The sequence below is a fragment of the Ottowia sp. genome (genome assembly GCF_046348305.1).
GTDB lineage: Bacteria > Pseudomonadota > Gammaproteobacteria > Burkholderiales > Burkholderiaceae_C > Ottowia.
In genome coordinates this window covers 1-16655 of the sequence record NZ_JAXMEM010000014.1, presented here as the reverse complement: position 1 = coordinate 16655, position 16655 = coordinate 1, and the positions used below count along the sequence as shown (strand labels likewise).

Below are 16655 nucleotides of genomic sequence, written 5' to 3'. Positions count from 1 at the left end.
CCTCTCCATGTCCCTTTCCGCCGAACTCGAACGCGCCTTGCACTATCCGCTGGCCGACCAGTTGCCCGCGCCTGGCCGCGCCATCACCGTGGCGCCCGGCGTCAAGTGGATCCGCATGGCCCTGCCCTTCGCGCTGGACCACATCAACCTGTGGCTGCTGCGCGACCGCTTTCAGGGCCGCGAGGGCTGGACGGTGGTGGACTGCTGCATCGACCACGCCGAATCGCGCGCGCTGTGGGAGCAGGTGTTCGCGCACGAGCTGGAGGGCCTGCCGGTGGTGCGCGTGGTGGTCACCCACATGCATCCCGACCACATCGGCCTGGCGCACTGGTTGTGCGAGCGTTGGCAGGCGCCGCTGTGGATCAGCGGCACGGATTTTCAGACCGCGCGCTACGCCTGCGAGGTGGTCAACAGCTTTGGCGGCGAGCGTTTGGCCGAGTACTTCCGCAGCCACGGCATGGTGAGGCCCGACGATCTGGAGCAGATCCGCAACCGCAAGAACTACTACCGCGGCCTGGTGCCCGACGTGCCCAAGTCGTATGCGCGACTGTTCGACGGCATGGGCCTGGCCATCGGCGGCCAGACCTGGCGCTGCATCGTCGGCTACGGCCACGCGCCCGAGCACATGGCCTTGCATTGCGAAGGGCTCGGCGTTTTGATCAGCGGCGACATGGTGCTGCCGCGCATCTCCACCAACGTCAGCGTCTACGAGATGGAGCCCGAGGCCGACGCGCTCACGCTGTTCCTCGACTCCATCGACCGCTTCAAGCCGCTGCCGCAAGATACCCTGGTGCTGCCTTCGCACGGCAAGCCTTTCAAGGGCCTGCATACCCGCATCCAGCAACTGCACGACCACCACCGCGAGCGTCTGGCCGAGGTCATGGAGGCTGCGCGCGCCAAGCCCGTCAGCGCCTACGACATGCTGCCCGTGCTGTTCAAGCGCCCGCTCGATCTGCACCAGACCACCTTTGCGCTGGGCGAGTCGGTGGCGCATCTGCACCGGCTGTGGCATGGCGGGCAGATGGCGCGCACGCGCGATGCGCAGGGCATCTGGCGCTTTTCTCCCGCTTGACCATTCAAGCCAAATCGACCCCTGGCGCTTGACAGGCAAGCGCAAGCAGCTATTAAATTGATAGTGACGGAACCTTGCCCATGATGAACATCGAGAACCTGTTTTCGCTCCAGGGCCGCAGCGCCCTGGTAACCGGCGGCTCGCGCGGCATCGGCCGCATGATTGCCGAGGGTTTTTTGCGCGCCGGCGCGCGCGTCTATATCTCGGCGCGCAAGGCCGAGGCCTGTGATGCCGCGGCGCGCGAGCTCTCGGCCATCGGCCCCTGCGTGTCGCTGCCGGCCGACGTGTCCACGCTGGACGGCATTCACGCGCTGGTGGCGGCGTATCAAAAGCACGAGCCGACGCTGGACATCTTGGTCAACAACGCCGGCGCGGCCTGGGGCGCGCCGTACGCCGAGTTCCCGGAAAGCGGCTGGGACAAGGTGGCCGACCTGAACATGAAGACGCCGTTCTTTTTGACGCAGGCGCTCACGCCCATGCTCAAGGCGGCCGCCACCGACCACCTGGCCAAGGTGATCCACATTGCGTCCATCGACGGCATCAGCGTCAACCCCTGGGAGACCTATTCCTACGCCGCCAGCAAGGCCGGCCTGATCCACCTGACCAAGCGCATGGCCATGACGCTGGCGCCCCAGCGCGTCATCGTCAGCGCCATCGCACCGGGGCCGTTTGCGTCGGAGATGAACAAGAGCGCGCGCGACCATGCCGACGAGGTGGCCCAGCGCACGCCGGCTGGCCGCATCGGCACGCCCGAGGACATGGCCGGCGCGGCGATCTACCTGGCCTCGCGCGCGGGCGACTACGTGGTGGGCTCGACCCTGGTGGTGGACGGCGGCGTGGCCTGGGCCAGGTAGCGCCGGGCGCCGCAGCGCGGGCCCGTCATGGGCGCAAGGCCTGGTGCGAGGATCAAGCGGGCGGCGGCGCGCACAGCGCAAGCAGGCCGCGCTCGTGGGCCGCGGGGTCGGCGTTGTGCACGATGGCCGACTGCACGACAAAGCCGAGGATGAGCGACAGCAGGGTCTGCGCCACATCCTGGGGCGCCGCCGCCGCGTCCAGCGCGCCCTCGGTCTGCCAGCGCCGCACGCGGTCGGCCAGGCGGTCGCGGAAGGCGGCATAGAAGTCGCGCATCAGGCCGCGCAGGCGCTCGTTGCGCTGCGCCTCGCTCCAGCCGTGCAGCGCGATGCGGCACAGGTTGTAGCCGGGGCGCGCCGTGAACGACTCGATCGCCGTCGTCACCTGCTGCACCAGCGCCGGCACGCTGCACTGCTGCGGCGCCTCGAGGATCGGCTCCAGCAACTGGCCCAGGCGGCTCAGCGAGCTGCTGATCGCCGCCACGATGATGTCGTCCTTGCCGGCGAAGTAGCGGTACATCGCGCTGGCCGACAGGCCCGACTCGGCCATGATCTGCTCCATGGTCGTGGCCTGCACGCCCTGGCGGTAGAAGCAGCGCCAGGCGGCATCCAGAATTTGCGCCTGGCGCGCGGCGCGGTGTTCGTCGCTGATCTTTGGCATGGGGGCATGGTAGCAAAAGGGAATGAATATTCCTTGACATCCCTTGTCCAGTGGCGCTTTAATGGGGAACGTTCATTCCCTTTTGGAGGCTGCCCCATGAGCTACGCCCGGCTGCGCGTGCACCACCTGAACTGCGCCTGCATCCAGCGCCTGGACATCGGCGGCAAGCAGCTCGGCTGCCACGTGCTGCTGGTGGAGACGCCCGCCAGCGGCCTGGTGCTGGTCGATACCGGCCTGGGCACGCTGGACTATGCCGACCTGACCTCGCGGCTGACCAAGTCCTTCGTCTATGGCTACGCGCGGCCGAAATGCGACCCGGCGCTGGCCGCGCTCAACCAGATTCGCGCGCTGGGCTTTGATGCGGCCGACGTGCGCCACATCGTGATGACGCACATGGACCTGGACCACGTGGGCGGCCTGGCGGACTTTCCCCGGGCCAAGGTGCACCTGCATGCGGCCGAGCTCAGGCAGTGCACCGAGCGGCGCACGCTCAAGGACCGGCACCGCTACCTGCCCGCCATGTGGGCCCACGGGCTGGATACCGAGACCTACGAGGTGCAGGGCGAGCCGTGGTTCGGCTTCGAGGCGGTGCGCCAGCTGCGCGGCCTGCCGCCGGAGATGCTGATGGTGCCGCTGTTCGGCCACACGCTGGGCCACTGCGGGGTGGCGGTGCAGGCCGCGCACGGCTGGTTGCTGCACGCCGGCGACGCGTACTTCGACCCGCGCGAGGTCAAGGGCGCACGCCGTCGATGCGCCTGGAAGGTGGGTCTGTTTCAGGCAGTGGTGCAGACCGATCGCGCGCTGCGGCTGCACAACCAGGCACGCCTGCGCGCCTTCACGGCCGATCACCCCGAGGTCGAAGTGTTCTGTGCCCACAATCCCTGGGAGCTGGAGGCCGCGCAGCAGCGCCGCGTGGCCGGTATCGACGAGGCCGCCGGTGCGGCACGGACATGGCCGGTGCCCGCGTGATCCGCGGGTGCCGGCCCGGCGTTCGCGGCCACCGGGACGGCCTGGACTGGCGGCCGCGCCGCCGCGCTCAGCGCCCGCTGCGGTGCACCGCGTCGCTGGCGCCGGCGCGCACTTCCTGCATCGTGGCCAGCACGTTGCGCAGCTTGGCGGATTCGCTCTTGATCCAGTAGTCCACCTGGCCCACCTGGTCGGCCAGCAACGCGTCGAGCCGGGTCTTGAACGTGGCCTCGGGCAGGCGCAGGTAGCCTTCGGTTTCGCTGCCGGCGCGCTCGACCACGGCGCCGGCGTTGCGCGCGATCTTCAGCATGGCGGTGTTTTCGCTCAGGACGTGGACGTAGAGCGTGCCGACGCCGCTGTTGACGGCGTGGATGGCGGCGCGCTCGAACAGCAGCGCGCCATAGCCGCGCCCGCGCGCGTGCTTGGCCACCGAGACGCCGAACTCGGCAACGCCGGCCTTCTGCATGTCGGCTGGCATGGCCAGGTGCGCCATGGCGATCATCTGCAGCCGGCGGTTGAAGATGCCGAACACCTGGTCGCGCTCGAAGTCCAGGCCATCCACGTACTGGCGGATTTGGTCGTCATTGGCGGCGTAGCCAAAACGCAGGTAGCGGTCATGCTCGTCCAGCGCCAGCAGGTGGCGCGCGATGCGGGAGCGGTAGCGCACGCCGATCCCGCGGATCGGCACGATGGTGCTGGCCTGTGCATAGGCCTTCGGATCAGTCGCACGGGTGTCCGTGGGGCTCACGGCCGGCGCAGCGACTGCGGGACGGGAGGTATCGAATGTTTCCATGCCCCGCATGTTAGGGCGCATGCATAGAGTTGCCACTCCAAAGTGGGCGGAACTCGATCGGACGGCCGGAGCAGGCCGCGGAGCCGGCCAGGCCAGCGGTACCCGTGGCCGGGGTCTCCCCGGCCACTGGGTGCGCCCCCTCAAAAAAGGGGGCGAAACATCGCGCAGCGAGCGCAGACCACGAGCAGGGAATTCGCCAAAGCCGTCCAAGTGGGCACTTTGAAGGCCGCGCAGCCGGCCATGCACGGGGCACCCGTGGCCGGGGTCTCCCCGGCCACTGGGTGCGCCCCCTCGAAGGGGGGAGGCGCAACAACGCGCAGCGTGTGGAGCCTGGGGGTGAGCCTATATCGGCAGGGCCGTGGTGGATTTGACGCGATCCATCACGAAACTGGTCTTGCAGTCCTGCACGGCGGGGTGGCGCAGCAGGGTGTCCATCATGAAGCGCGAATACGCCGCCATGTCCTGCACCACCAGGCGCAGCAAAAAGTCCATCTCGCCGGTCAGCGCCGCGCACTCCACGACCTCGGGCCAGTTCTGCACGCTGGCGCGAAACTCGTCCATCGGGTTGCGCTTGGCGCCGCCCTGGTGCTTTTCCAGGCGCACGTTGACGTAGGCCACCAGGCCCAGGCCCACCGCCTCGGGCCGCAGCAGGGCCACGGTGCGCTCGATCACGCCGCTGTCTTCCAGGCGCTTGACGCGCCGCAGCACGGCGCTGGCCGACAGGCCCACCTGCTCGCCGATGGCATCGCAGGGCTCGCGCCCGTCCGCCTGCAGGCGCAGCAAAATGGCGCGGTCGAGCTTGTCGAGAGGGCTTGGCATCGTGGCGCAATTTTACGGCTTCCATGGGTCATTTCTTGACCATTGATGGGCCTCGTTGTTGATATCGCACAAAAAACGTGTGCCAATATTGATTGAAGCGCATACAAACTGCGGCAGTATCGGTTTGACACCGGTCAAACGCTGGAAATCGGCCCTCCACTCGGCCTACAGTGCGGGATTCACCCGCCACACCGGAGACAAGGCCCATGACCGCCTCGCAAGCAAACACCCCCGCCGCCGCCTGGGACAACCCCATGGGCACCGACGGCTTCGAGTTCATCGAATACGCCGCACCCGACCCCAAGGCCATGGGCGCGCTGTTCGAACGCATGGGCTTCACCGCGGTGGCCAAACACCGTCGCAAGAACGTCACGCTGTACCGCCAGGGCGAGATCAACTTCATCATCAACGCCGAGCCCGACAGCTTTGCCCAGCGCTTTGCGCGCCTGCACGGGCCCAGCATCTGCGCCATCGCCTTTCGCGTGGGCGACGCCAAGGCCGCCTACGAGCGCGCCATCAGCCTGGGCGCCTGGGGTTATGCGGGCCACGCCAATCCGGGCGAGCTGAACATCCCGGCCATCAAGGGCATCGGCGACTCCATCATCTACCTGATCGACCGCTGGCGCGGCAAGGACGGCGCGAAAGAGGGCGACATCGGCAACATCGGCTTCTACGACGTCGATTTCGAGCCCTTGCCCGGCGTGCACGGCAGCGCCGCCATCAGCCCCGAGGGCTACGGCCTGACGGTGGTCGATCACCTGACGCACAACGTGCACAAGGGCCGCATGGACGAGTGGGCCGGCTTTTACGAGCGCCTGTTCAACTTCCGCGAGGTGCGCTACTTCGACATCGAGGGCCAGGCCACCGGCGTCAAGAGCAAGGCCATGACCAGCCCCTGCGGCAAGATCCGCATCCCCATCAACGAAGAGGGCAACGACCAGAAGGGCCAGATCCAGGAGTACCTGGACATGTACCACGGCGAGGGCGTGCAGCACATCGCGCTGGCCAGCAAGGACATCTACCACGCGGTGGACCAGCTGGGCATGGCGGGCGTCAAGCTGCTGAACACCAGCGACACCTATTACGAGCTGCTGCCCAAGCGCATCCCGGGCCTGAAGGAGCCGATCGCCGAGCTGCAGTCGCGCAACATCCTGGTCGACGGCCGCCAGGGCGAGCTGCTGCTGCAGATCTTCAGCGAGAACCAGCTGGGGCCCATCTTCTTCGAATTCATCCAGCGCAAGGGCAACGAGGGCTTTGGCGAGGGCAACTTCAAGGCCTTGTTCGAGACCATGGAGCTGGACCAGATGCGGCGCGGGGTGCTGAAGGCGACGTGAATGGGTGTTGGATGCGCTGCTGGCCGGGATGTGCGCCCGGCGGCGCAGTCACTTTCTTTGCCTCGCCAAAGAAAGTAACCAAAGAAAGGCGACCCCGCTGGCCGTGTCCCTGCGCTTCGCTTCGGGCAACCTGCGATGCTCGTGCGCAGGGCGGCGCTGCGGAACTCACTTCGCGGCTGCGCCGCTCCGTTCAGACAACCGCAGCGAGTCAGAGCACGAAGCATGGGCATGCTGCGCTGCCCATGCCCGCCCCACGCCCTGCGCTTCTCGGCACGGCCAGAGGGGCGTTGAAAGCCGCGCGGGCCCTCGCTGCGCTCGACCCCGGATTTGCTCCCTCTCCCTCTGGGAGAGGGCAGGGGTGAGGGCTACCACGCTTTAAAAAGAATAGCTTCTTGCACTTGCTCTGAAAGGGATACAGGCCGATTCAATCAAGATTTCGGTATTCCTTCGCGTCCTCCGTGCAAGCTTTGCGCTCTCTGCGTCCGGCGGACTTGTTCGAGCCATTGCCTCAACCCGCGCGCCGCGGCAAGCCAAACGCCAGCGCCCCGAGCGCGCCCTGCGCCAGCGCATAGGCGCCGTAGATCAAGCCCACGCCCACGGCCGCCGGGGCCGCCACGCCGAACGGCGCCAGCGCGGCTACGGCGGCGGCCTCGCGCGTGCCCCAGCCGCCGACGCTGACGGGCAGCGCCGCCATCAGGAACACCGGCGCGATGGCGAACGCCCAGGCCGCGGGTGACAGCTGCACACCAAGCGCCAGCCCGCCGCCGGCCAGCGCGGCGGCCGACAGCAGCTGCACCGCCACCGATGCCAGCACCTGCCAGCCCAGCTGGGCGTTGAAGTCGGGCCGGTCCACTGCCGTGCGCAGCGGCGCCAGCCAGCCGGGGCGCCAGCGGCGCAGCACCAGTGGCAGGGCCCAGGGCAGCGCCAGCCACAGCGCCGTGCCCGCCAGCAGCAGCGCGACGAAGGCGCCCGGCGACAACTCCAGCCAGGGCGCCAGCACGCCGGCGCAGGCCGCCGCGCCCAGGCCGCCGATGGCGCACAGCATCCACAGGCCGCTGGCGCGGTCCAGCACCACCGACCAGCTCGATGCGGCGGTGTCCTGCCCGGCGCGGCGCAGCACCACGGCGCGGTACACGTCGCCGCCGACCACGGCGCCGGGCAGCAGCGCGTTCAGCCCCATGGCCTGAAAGTACCAGCGGCAGGCGTCGCGCGCTCCGAGATCGGCGCCCAGCCAGCGCGCCAGCGCGCGCCAGCGCAGGGCCGAGACTGCGTTGGAGGCGATGCCCGCCAGCAGCCCCGCCGCCAGCCACAGCGGCTGCGCCCGGCCCAGCTGCGCGGCCACGCGCCCCGGGTCGGCCAGCGCCAGCACGGCGCCCAGCACGGCCAGGCCCAGCAGGCCCCGCAGCAAGGCCTTGCGCACCCGCTTCACGCTATGATTGTTGAAGCTGCTTGCGCAGGATCGGCGGGCGCTGAAGGTGGATTTGGCTTGTCTTCGCGCACCAGCTCGTCGGCGTAGAACTGCGGCGCCCCGCCGGCCTCGTGGTAGATGCGCATGAGCAGCTCTCCGATCAGTCCGGCGGCAACCATCTGCACCCCCATCAGCAGCAGCATCACGCCGATCAGCAGCAGCGGGCGGCCGCCGATGTCGTGGCCCAGCAGCTTGACGACCAGCAGGCCCAGCAGGATCAGCGTGCCCGGCGCGGCCAGCCACAGCCCCAGGCCGCCGAAGGCGTGCAGCGGGCGCTGGCGGTAGCGCATGAAGAAGACCACCAGGACCAGGTCCAGGATGACGCGAAAGGTGCGGTCGATGCCGTACTTGGACACGCCGCGCGTGCGCGCATGGTGGCGCACCGGCACCTCGGTGATGCGCGCGCCCGCCTCCTTGGCCAGCGAGGGGATGAAGCGGTGCAGCTCGCCGTACAGGCGGATGCGGTCGATGATGGGCCGGCGGTAGGCCTTGAGCGCGCAGCCGTAGTCGTGCAGGTGCACGCCGGTGACGCGCGAGATCAGCCGGTTGGCGATGCGCGAGGGCAGCTTGCGCGAGAGCTCGGCGTCCTGGCGGTCCTTGCGCCAGCCGCTGACCATGTCCACGTCCGGGTCGCGCTCCAGGCGCGCCAGCAGCAGCGGGATGTCGTCGGGCTCGTTTTGCAGGTCGGCGTCCAGCGTCACCACGTAGCGGCCGCGCACGCGGTCAAAGCCCGCCTGCAGCGCGCTCGACTGGCCGTAGTTGCGCGCCAGGAACACCGGGCGCAGCCAGGGCCGCGTGGCAGCCAGCTCGCGCAGCGTGGCGCGGCTGGCGTCGGTGGAGCCGTCGTCCACCGCCAGCAGCTCGAAGGCGAGCGGCTGCGTCGCCATCGCCTGCGCGATGCGCTCCACGAGGTCGGGCAGGTTCTCCGCCTCGTTGTAGATCGGCACGACGATGGAGACGGCGGGTGGGTGGGCTTGGGCCGTGGGCATGGGCGCGGTTCAGGCACGGATAATCGAGCGGCCATTGTGCCTGCCCCGCAAGGGGCGGCGCGGGCTTCGGTCCATGTCCTCGCTGCCCTCCGCTTCGCTTCCCCAGTTGCCAGCCGCGGCTGCCGGCGCGCTGCCGGCCGTCATGCGCCGGCCGCTGCTGTGGCTGCTGGCCTGGGCGGCGGCGCACGTCGCGCTGCGTCTGGCCCTGTCGTCCGCGCTGCGCTGGGACGAGGCCGAGCAGACACTGTGGTCGCAACACCTGGCCTGGGGCTACGGCACGCAGCCGCCGCTCTACACCTGGTTGCAATGGGGGCTCAACGCGGTGCTGGGGCCCAGCGTGCTGTCGCTGGCCGTGCTCAAGCACGCGCTGCTGGCGCTGACCTACCTGTTCATGGGTCTGGCCGCGCGCGCCCTGCTGCCGCCGCGCGCGGCGTGGTGGGCGGCCGCCAGCATGGTGATGCTGCCGGCGCTGGGCTGGTCTTCGCTGCACGACCAGACGCACACGGTGCTGGTCACGGCCGTCACCGCCGGCACCTGGTGGGCGCTGATCCGCCTGATGCAGTCGCCGCGCCCGGCACGCTATGCGCTGCTGGGGCTGATGGCGGCGCTGGGCATGCTGTCCAAATACAACTTCGCGCTGTTTGCCGCCGCGCTCGGCCTGGCGGCGCTCAGCGTGCCGGCGACGCGCGCCGTGCTGCTGGCGCGCGGCCTGTGGATCACGGCGGCGGTGGCGCTGGTGCTGGTGTTGCCGCACGCGCTGTGGCTGTTCGACCACTTGCAGGCCACGGCCGTCGCCATCACCGACAAGCTGGAAGTGCGGCCCGCCGGCGGGCGCATCGACGGTCTGGGCGAGCTGCTGGTCACCCTGCTTTCGACCCTGCTGCTGTGGACCCTGCTGGCGGCCTGGGCGTTTCGCGGCGCCTGGCTGCGTCGGCCCCCGGCGGATGCGGCGTCACCCGCGCCGTGGATGAAGCCGCTGCTGGCGCGCTATCTGGCGGCGGTGCTGGCGGCGTTCGTCGGCATGGTGCTTGTCGGCCACGTGACCGAGTTCAAGGAGCACTGGCTGCAGCCGCTGTTCTGCGTGTGGCCGCTGGCCGCCTTCGTGTGGCGCCCGCAACTCGAATCGGCGCCCGGTGGCCGGCGCTTCACCGGCGCCGTGCTGGGCGTGGCGCTGCTGTTCTTCGTGGCAACCGCCGCCTATCCGTGGGTGGCCGGCTGGCGCGGCCGCCCGGGCGAGCTGAACCAGCCCATCGTCGCGTTGGCCGAGCAGCTGCGCGCGGCCGGCTACGACGGGCGCAGCCCGGTGATTGCCGCCGACCACATGCTGGCCGGCGCGCTGCGCACGCGTTTTGCCGCCGCGCCGGCCATCGACTGCGATGGCGACGCGCTGCCGGTGGCCGCCTGCGTGGCCAGGCAACTGGCCGCCGCGCGTGCCGCCGGCCTGGGCTGGCTGCTGATCGCGCGCGACGACCGCCTGCCGACCGACTGGTGGGCCGATGCGCAGGCCGTGCTGCCCGCAGGCCACGAGCCGCAGCTGCTGGAGCTGCCGCGCCGCGCCGTGCCCGCGGGCAGCGCGCCCGCGTCCTACCGCTACATCTGGTCGCCACCGCCGCGGTGATCGGCGCCCTTGATGGAGACATCGGGCGCCGCAGCGGGTGGCGCCGGCGCTTGCTGGCGCACTGTGCGTCCGGCCGGGCGTGCGTTAGAGTCGGGCGCTGATGCCTGCTGACGCCGCGCCGGCCGCGCCGCCGCTTCGCTTTCCGCTCGATCGCCCGCTGCTGTGGCTGCTGCTGCTGGCGCTGGGGCACGTGGCGGTGCGGGTGGCGATTTCGCCGGCCCTCAAGTGGGACGAGGCCGAGCAGATGCTGTGGTCGCAGCATTTGGCGGCGGGCTATGGCGGGCAGCCGCCGCTCTACACCTGGCTGCAGTGGGCGGTCAACGCCATCGTCGGCCCCAGCGTGCTGGCACTGTCGGTGCTCAAGCACGCGCTGCTGGCGCTGACCTACGTGCTGATGTGGGGCGCCGCGCGCGAGCTGCTGGCCGTGCGCGGTGCCTGGTGGGCGGCCGCCAGCATGATGCTGATGCCGGCGCTGGGCTGGTTTTCGATTCGCGACCAGACCCACACGGTGCTGGTCACCGCCATGAGCGGCGGCGCCTGGTGGCTGCTGCTGCGCCTGGTGCGCGCGCCGCGTCCGCGCGATTTCGCGCTGCTGGGTCTGGTGTGCGCGCTGGGCCTGCTGTCCAAGTACAGCTTTGCGCTGGTGGCGCTGGCCATGCTGACGGCGGCGCTGTCGGTGGGCGTGGCGCGCCGCGCGCTGCTGGCGCCGGGCTGGTGGTGGGCCCCCGTCGTCGGCGTGCTGGTGGTGCTGCCGCACGCGCTGTGGCTGGTCGGGCAGTGGCAGGGCGTTGCGGCCGACACCGTGAGCGATATGGACATCGACGCCCAGCGCGGCTGGGCCCAGGGCCTGCTGGAGCTGGCGCGCAGCGTGGGCGGCACGCTGGCGCCGTGGGCGCTGCTGGTGCTGGCGGTGTTTGGCCGCGCCGCGTGGCGGGGGCCGACCACGCCGGTGGCGCCGTGGGCGCAGCGCGTCTTCGTGCGGTACCTGGCCTTGATCGCCCTGGCCTTGCTGCTGATGGTGCTGCTGGGTGGCGTGACCGCGTTCAAGGGGCGCTGGGTGCTGCCCATGGTGTGCATGGTGCCGCTGGCGGCCTTTGCCGCCCGCCCGCAACTGCAGGAGCACCCGCGCGCGCGCCGCTACACGCTGGCCGTGACCGGCATCGCGCTGGCCTTGCTGGTGGCGGGCGGCGTGCGGCCCTGGTTCGGCAGCCGGCAGGGCACGCCCGACGCGCTGGCCAGCCCGATCGTGGCGCTGGCGGCGGCGCTGCGCCAGGCCGGCTACGACGGGCACAGTCCCATCATCGCGTCGGATCACATCACGGGCGGCACGCTGCGCACCCGTTTCCCGCATGCGCCCGTGCGGGCCTGCGCCGTCACCGACGGCATGCCCGTCGCCGACTGTGTCGCCGCCGCCGTCCAACAGGCCAAGGCGGCCGGGCAAGGCTGGCTGCTGATCGGCTGCGAGGAGAATTGCGAGGGCAGCGCCGGCTGGTGGGCGCTGGCCAGCGCCCGCCTGCCGGCGCTGCCGTCGCGCGCCGTCGAGTTGCCCTACGGCATGGGGCGCGCGGATGCGTCGGCGCGCTATCGATTCCACTGGCAGGCCCCGGCTGCCCCAAAGCCATCATCATGAGCACCACCCTGGTCACCGGCTGCGCCGGCTTCATCGGCATGCATTGCGCACAGGCGCTGCTGGCGCAGGGCGAGCAGGTGGTCGGCATCGACAATCTCAACGCCTACTACGACGTCGCCTTGAAAGAGGCGCGGCTGGCGCGCCTGGCGGCGCAGCCGGGCTTTGCCTTCGAGCGCATGGACGTGGCCGACCGCGCCGCCATGGCCGCGCTGTTCGCACGCGTGCGGCCCGCGCGGGTGCTGCACCTGGCGGCGCAGGCGGGCGTGCGCTACTCCATCGACGCGCCCGACGAGTACACCGACGCCAACCTGCTGGGCTTTGCCAACGTGCTGCAGGGCTGCCGCGCGGCGCAGGTGGCGCACCTGGTGTTTGCCAGCAGCTCCAGCGTCTACGGCGGCAACACCCGGGTGCCGTTCTCCGAGCGCGACGCGGTCGACCACCCCATCAGCTACTACGCCGCCACCAAGAAGGCGGGCGAGGTGATGGCGCACAGCTACGCCCACCTGTACCGCATCCCCACCACCGGCCTGCGCTTTTTCACGGTGTACGGGCCCTGGGGGCGGCCCGACATGGCGCTGTTCAAGTTCACCCGCGCCATGCTGGCGGGCGAGCCGATCGACGTGTACGGCGAAGGCCGGCTGGTGCGCGACTTCACCTACATCGACGACATCGTCGCCGGCGTGCTGCGCGTGCTGGCCAAGCCCGCCACGCCCGATGCCGGCTACGACGCCGCCGCGCCCGCGCCCGGCACCAGCAGCGCGCCGTACCGCCTGTTCAACATCGGCGGCGGCGCGCCCACGCTGCTGCGCGACTACATCGCCGCGCTCGAGTCGGCGCTCGGAATCGAAGCCGTCAAGCGCCTGCTGCCGATCCAGCCCGGCGACATGCACACCACCGCGGCCGACACCACGGCGCTGGCGGCCTGGGTCGGCTTCACGCCTGCCACCCCCGTGCGCGAGGGTGTGGCACGCTTCGTTCGCTGGTATCGGGAGTTCTACCCATCATGAAAGTCACGATCTTCGGCACCGGCTACGTCGGTCTGGTGCAAGGCGCGGTGCTGGCCGACGTGGGCCACGACGTCATCTGCGTGGATGTGGACGCGGCCAAGGTGGCGGCGCTGCAGGCGGGCCGCATCCCCATCCACGAGCCCGGCCTGCAGCCCATGGTGCAGGCCAACCAGGCGGCCGGCCGGCTGCGCTTTTCCACCGATGCGCGCGAGGGCGTGCGCCATGGCGCGCTGATCTTCCTGGCCGTGGGCACGCCGCCCGACGAGGACGGCAGCGCCGACCTGCAGCACGTGCTGGCCGTGGCGCGCACCATCGCCACCCACATGGCGGCGCCCAAGACCATCGTCAACAAGTCCACCGTGCCCGTGGGCACCGCGGACCAGGTGGCGGGCGTAGTGCGCGCGGTGCTGGCCGAGCGGGGGGCGCAGATCGCCTTCGAGGTCGTCTCCAACCCCGAATTCCTCAAGGAAGGCGCGGCCGTGGAGGACTGCAAGCGGCCCGACCGCATCGTCATCGGCACCGCCAGCGCCGCCGCCGAGGCCACGCTGCGCGAGCTCTACGCCCCCTTCAACCGCAACCACGACCGCATCGTGATGATGGACGTGAAGAGCGCCGAGCTGACCAAGTACGCCGCCAACGCCATGCTGGCCACCAAGATCAGCTTCATCAACGAAGTCGCCAATCTGGCCGAGCGCCTGGGCGCCGACATCGAGGCGGTGCGCCGCGGCATCGGCAGCGACCCGCGCATCGGCTACAGCTTCATCTACCCCGGCGCGGGCTATGGCGGCAGCTGCTTTCCCAAGGACGTCAAGGCGCTGATCCACACCGCGCGCGAGGCCGGCGTCGAGCCGCTGCTGCTAAGCGCCGTCGAGCGGCGCAACGACGCCCAGCGCCGCGTGCTGGGCGAGCGCCTGGCCGCGCACTACGGCGCGCGCCTGCGCGGCAAGACCATCGCCGTGTGGGGCCTGGCCTTCAAGCCCGAGACCGACGACATGCGCGAGGCCCCCAGCCGCACCCTGCTGGCGCAGCTGTGGGCGGCCGGCGCGCGTGTGCGGGCGCATGACCCGGCCGCCATGGACGAGGCGCGCCGCGTGTTCGGCGAGCGCGCCGACCTGACGCTGTGCGACACGCCCGCCCAGGCGCTGCAGGGCGCCGACGCGCTGGCCATCGTCACCGAGTGGAAGGCATACCGCGTGCCCGACTTCGAGCAGATGGCGCGGCAGCTGGCCGACCGCATCGTGTTCGACGGGCGCAACCTCTACCAGGGCGAGCAGCTGGCGCGCCACGGCCTGAGCTATGTCTCCATCGGGCGGGCGGTCAGCCGCCCCGACGCCGAATGAAGCGCCGGCACGCCCCGCGGCGCCGCGCCTGGCTGGCCGCGCTGCTGGCCGGTGCGCTGGTGGGCTGCGCCGGGCCATGGGACGGGCCGCGCCAGATCACGGTCTCGCGCCAGCGGCTGCAAGACGGCATCGCGCGGGCCTTTCCGGTGCAGCGCAGCCTGGCCGGCCTGGCCGAGCTGAGCCTGCAAGCGCCCACGCTGACGCTGCTGCCGCAGACCAACCGGCTGGGCCTGGCCCTCGACTGGGTGCTGGCCGAGTCCCTGGATGGGCGGCGCCTGACTGGCCGCATGGCGCTGGACTTCGGCCTGCGCTACGACGCCGAGCAAGGCGTCATCCGCATGGTGGATGTGCAGGTGCGGCAGCTGGACGCGGACGCGCTGAATGCGACCCAGCGCGCCTGGGTGGCGCGGCTGGCGCCTCCGCTGCTCGGCCAGCTGCTGTCCGGGCAGGTGCTGTACCGCGTGCCACCCGAACCCCTGGCGCAGGCGCGCCAGCGCGGCCTGCAGGTGCGGGCGCTGCAGGTGCTGCCCGACGGCCTGCGCATCGACCTGGACTCGGCCCCGGCGGGTTGAGCGGCCCATCGGCCGCTTGATTTGTGGCAAAAACCGCCCCCAGCGCCCGGCTGATCGGCGCAGGCAGCTATCAAAAACATAGTTGTCGCAGGGTGGTCGCAAGGTCTTGACAGCGCGTAACATCGGCACATGGGCCGGCGACGGCGCGCCCGCGGCGAGCGGGCGTGCCGTCGGCCACAAGCGCGCCGGCCCACACCCAGGCAACCACCCCGAACCGAGCCCACAGGAGTTTTCGCGCATGAGCACGCCGTCCACCATCATCTACACCCTGACCGACGAGGCGCCCGCGCTGGCCACGGCCTCGTTGCTGCCCATCGTGCGCACCTTCGCCAAGGCGGCGGGCATCGACGTGCAGACCAGCGACATCTCGGTGGCCGCGCGCATCCTGGGGCAGTTTCCCGAGGCGCTCACGCCCGAGCAGCGCGTGCCCGACAACCTGGCCGAGCTGGGCAAGCTCACCTTGAAGCCCGAGGCCAACATCATCAAGCTGCCCAACATCAGTGCCTCGGTCGCGCAGCTCAAGGCCGCCATCAAGGAGCTGCAGGGCAAAGGCTACAAGCTGCCCGACTACCCCGAGAACCCGACGAGCGACGCCGACAAGGACATCCGCGCGCGCTACAACAAGTGCATCGGCAGCGCCGTCAACCCGGTGCTGCGCGAGGGCAACTCCGACCGCCGCGCGCCGCGCGCCGTCAAGGAATACGCGCGCAAGCACCCGCACAGCATGGCCGAGTGGAGCCAGGCCTCGCGCTCGCATGTCTCGCACATGCACCACGGCGACTTCTACGGCGGCGAAAAGTCCATGACGCTGGACAAGGCGCGCGACGTGAAGATGGAGCTGATCACCAAAGCTGGCCGGACCATCGTGCTCAAGCCCAAGGTCAGCCTGCAGGACCGCGAGGTGATCGACAGCATGTTCATGAGCAAGAAGGCCCTGCTCGCGTTTTACGAGCAGCAGATCGAGGACGCGCGCAAGACCGGCGTGATGTTCTCGCTGCACGTCAAGGCCACCATGATGAAGGTCTCGCACCCCATCGTGTTCGGCCACTGCGTGCGCATCTTCTACAAGGAGGCGTTCGCCAAGCACGCCAAGCTGCTGGCCGAGCTGGGCGTCAACGTCAACAACGGCATGGTCGATCTCTACAACAAGATCGCCAGCCTGCCCAAGAGCGTGCAGGACGAGATCAAGGCCGACATCCACGCCTGCCACGAGCACCGCCCCGAGCTGGCCATGGTCGATTCGGGCAAGGGCATCACCAACTTCCATTCGCCCAACGACGTCATCGTTGATGCCTCCATGCCCGCCATGATCCGCAACGGCGGCAAGATGTACGGCGCCGACGGACGCCTGAAGGACGTCAAGGCCGTGATGCCCGAGAGCACTTTTGCCCGCATCTACCAGGAGATGATCAACTTCTGCAAGTGGCACGGCGCGTTCGATCCCAAGACCATGGGCACCGTGCCCAACGTCGGCCTGATGGCCCAGCAGGCCGAGGAATACGGCAGCCACGACAAGACCTTCGAGATCCCCGAGG

Annotated in this window: 15 protein-coding genes; 10 read left to right on the top strand and 5 right to left on the bottom strand. The window is 70.2% G+C overall.

Annotation, left to right across the window (positions count from 1 at the left end):
- Positions 1-7 precede the first annotated feature (7 nt).
- Both U1F38_RS15595 and U1F38_RS15590 read left to right on the top strand, forming a co-directional pair.
- Entirely contained in the window at positions 8-1072 is a 1065-nt protein-coding gene (locus U1F38_RS15595) for an MBL fold metallo-hydrolase (protein WP_409987992.1), read from the top strand.
- 83 nt (positions 1073-1155) lie between these two features.
- Positions 1156-1926: an SDR family oxidoreductase gene (locus tag U1F38_RS15590; RefSeq protein ID WP_409988068.1), complete on the top strand. Its 771-nt coding sequence runs from the start codon at positions 1156-1158 to the stop codon at positions 1924-1926.
- A 52-nt stretch (positions 1927-1978) separates the two neighbouring features.
- Here the strand turns inward: U1F38_RS15590 and U1F38_RS15585 are convergent, their stop codons facing one another.
- The gene (locus tag U1F38_RS15585; RefSeq protein WP_409987991.1) at positions 1979-2584 is read right to left on the bottom strand and encodes a TetR/AcrR family transcriptional regulator; all 606 of its coding nucleotides are present in this window, start codon (positions 2582-2584) and stop codon (positions 1979-1981) included.
- Positions 2585-2680: 96 nt separating this feature from the next.
- Between U1F38_RS15585 and U1F38_RS15580 the strand changes: the two genes are divergently transcribed.
- Entirely contained in the window at positions 2681-3553 is an 873-nt protein-coding gene (locus tag U1F38_RS15580) for an MBL fold metallo-hydrolase (protein ID WP_409987990.1), read from the top strand.
- A gap of 67 nt (positions 3554-3620) precedes the next feature.
- Here U1F38_RS15580 and U1F38_RS15575 read toward each other — a convergent pair whose 3' ends face one another.
- A complete protein-coding gene (locus U1F38_RS15575) occupies positions 3621-4343 on the bottom strand; it encodes a GNAT family N-acetyltransferase (protein ID WP_409987989.1) in 723 nt (240 codons plus the stop codon).
- A gap of 342 nt (positions 4344-4685) precedes the next feature.
- Positions 4686-5162, bottom strand: coding sequence for an Lrp/AsnC family transcriptional regulator (locus tag U1F38_RS15570; protein WP_409987988.1), 477 nt, complete (start codon positions 5160-5162; stop codon positions 4686-4688).
- Between the two features lie 206 nt (positions 5163-5368).
- On the opposite strand from U1F38_RS15570, the gene hppD reads away from it, so the two are divergent.
- Positions 5369-6496, top strand: a complete 1128-nt coding sequence (hppD, locus tag U1F38_RS15565; protein WP_409987987.1) for a 4-hydroxyphenylpyruvate dioxygenase — start codon at positions 5369-5371, stop codon at positions 6494-6496.
- 508 nt (positions 6497-7004) lie between these two features.
- Here hppD and U1F38_RS15560 read toward each other — a convergent pair.
- Positions 7005-7925 (bottom strand): lysylphosphatidylglycerol synthase transmembrane domain-containing protein, encoded by a 921-nt coding sequence (locus tag U1F38_RS15560; RefSeq protein WP_409987986.1) that lies wholly within the window; start codon positions 7923-7925, stop codon positions 7005-7007.
- Positions 7922-8953 (bottom strand): glycosyltransferase family 2 protein, encoded by a 1032-nt coding sequence (locus tag U1F38_RS15555; protein WP_409987985.1) that lies wholly within the window; start codon positions 8951-8953, stop codon positions 7922-7924. The genes U1F38_RS15560 and U1F38_RS15555 overlap by 4 nt, the downstream gene beginning before the upstream one ends.
- 73 nt (positions 8954-9026) lie before the next feature.
- Between U1F38_RS15555 and U1F38_RS15550 the strand changes: the two genes are divergently transcribed.
- From U1F38_RS15550 to U1F38_RS15525, 6 genes are all read left to right on the top strand, one after another.
- Positions 9027-10571, top strand: a complete 1545-nt coding sequence (locus U1F38_RS15550; protein ID WP_409987984.1) for a glycosyltransferase family 39 protein — start codon at positions 9027-9029, stop codon at positions 10569-10571.
- A 100-nt stretch (positions 10572-10671) separates the two neighbouring features.
- Complete coding sequence (locus U1F38_RS15545) at positions 10672-12201, top strand: ArnT family glycosyltransferase (protein WP_409987983.1); 1530 nt, start codon at positions 10672-10674, stop codon at positions 12199-12201.
- Positions 12198-13208 carry an SDR family NAD(P)-dependent oxidoreductase gene (locus U1F38_RS15540; RefSeq protein WP_409987982.1) on the top strand — a complete coding sequence of 337 codons (1011 nt, stop codon included), beginning with the start codon at positions 12198-12200 and terminating at the stop codon, positions 13206-13208. Before U1F38_RS15545 ends, U1F38_RS15540 begins: the two co-directional genes overlap by 4 nt.
- Positions 13205-14548: a UDP-glucose dehydrogenase family protein gene (locus U1F38_RS15535; RefSeq protein WP_409987981.1), complete on the top strand. Its 1344-nt coding sequence runs from the start codon at positions 13205-13207 to the stop codon at positions 14546-14548. The genes U1F38_RS15540 and U1F38_RS15535 overlap by 4 nt, the downstream gene beginning before the upstream one ends.
- On the top strand, positions 14545-15120 hold the full coding sequence (locus U1F38_RS15530) for a hypothetical protein (protein WP_409987980.1): 576 nt from the start codon (positions 14545-14547) through the stop codon (positions 15118-15120). Before U1F38_RS15535 ends, U1F38_RS15530 begins: the two co-directional genes overlap by 4 nt.
- Before the next feature lie 238 nt (positions 15121-15358).
- Positions 15359-16655: NADP-dependent isocitrate dehydrogenase (locus tag U1F38_RS15525; protein WP_409987979.1), on the top strand; the 1297-nt coding region annotated here is incomplete at its 3' end.

What these genes read in the sequence shown, in the direction of transcription:
- U1F38_RS15580 (WP_409987990.1), top strand. Translation starts at nt 2,681, where the DNA reads ATGAGCTACGCCCGGCTGCGCGTGCACCACCTGAACTGCGCCTGCATC.
- U1F38_RS15575 (WP_409987989.1), bottom strand. Translation starts at nt 4,343, where the DNA reads ATGGAAACATTCGATACCTCCCGTCCCGCAGTCGCTGCGCCGGCCGTG.
- U1F38_RS15550 (WP_409987984.1), top strand. Translation starts at nt 9,027, where the DNA reads ATGTCCTCGCTGCCCTCCGCTTCGCTTCCCCAGTTGCCAGCCGCGGCT.
- U1F38_RS15530 (WP_409987980.1), top strand. Translation starts at nt 14,545, where the DNA reads ATGAAGCGCCGGCACGCCCCGCGGCGCCGCGCCTGGCTGGCCGCGCTG.
- U1F38_RS15535 (WP_409987981.1), top strand. Translation starts at nt 13,205, where the DNA reads ATGAAAGTCACGATCTTCGGCACCGGCTACGTCGGTCTGGTGCAAGGC.
- U1F38_RS15555 (WP_409987985.1), bottom strand. Translation starts at nt 8,953, where the DNA reads ATGCCCACGGCCCAAGCCCACCCACCCGCCGTCTCCATCGTCGTGCCG.
- hppD (WP_409987987.1), top strand. Translation starts at nt 5,369, where the DNA reads ATGACCGCCTCGCAAGCAAACACCCCCGCCGCCGCCTGGGACAACCCC.
- U1F38_RS15545 (WP_409987983.1), top strand. Translation starts at nt 10,672, where the DNA reads ATGCCTGCTGACGCCGCGCCGGCCGCGCCGCCGCTTCGCTTTCCGCTC.
- U1F38_RS15570 (WP_409987988.1), bottom strand. Translation starts at nt 5,162, where the DNA reads ATGCCAAGCCCTCTCGACAAGCTCGACCGCGCCATTTTGCTGCGCCTG.
- U1F38_RS15540 (WP_409987982.1), top strand. Translation starts at nt 12,198, where the DNA reads ATGAGCACCACCCTGGTCACCGGCTGCGCCGGCTTCATCGGCATGCAT.
- U1F38_RS15595 (WP_409987992.1), top strand. Translation starts at nt 8, where the DNA reads ATGTCCCTTTCCGCCGAACTCGAACGCGCCTTGCACTATCCGCTGGCC.
- U1F38_RS15585 (WP_409987991.1), bottom strand. Translation starts at nt 2,584, where the DNA reads ATGCCAAAGATCAGCGACGAACACCGCGCCGCGCGCCAGGCGCAAATT.
- U1F38_RS15590 (WP_409988068.1), top strand. Translation starts at nt 1,156, where the DNA reads ATGAACATCGAGAACCTGTTTTCGCTCCAGGGCCGCAGCGCCCTGGTA.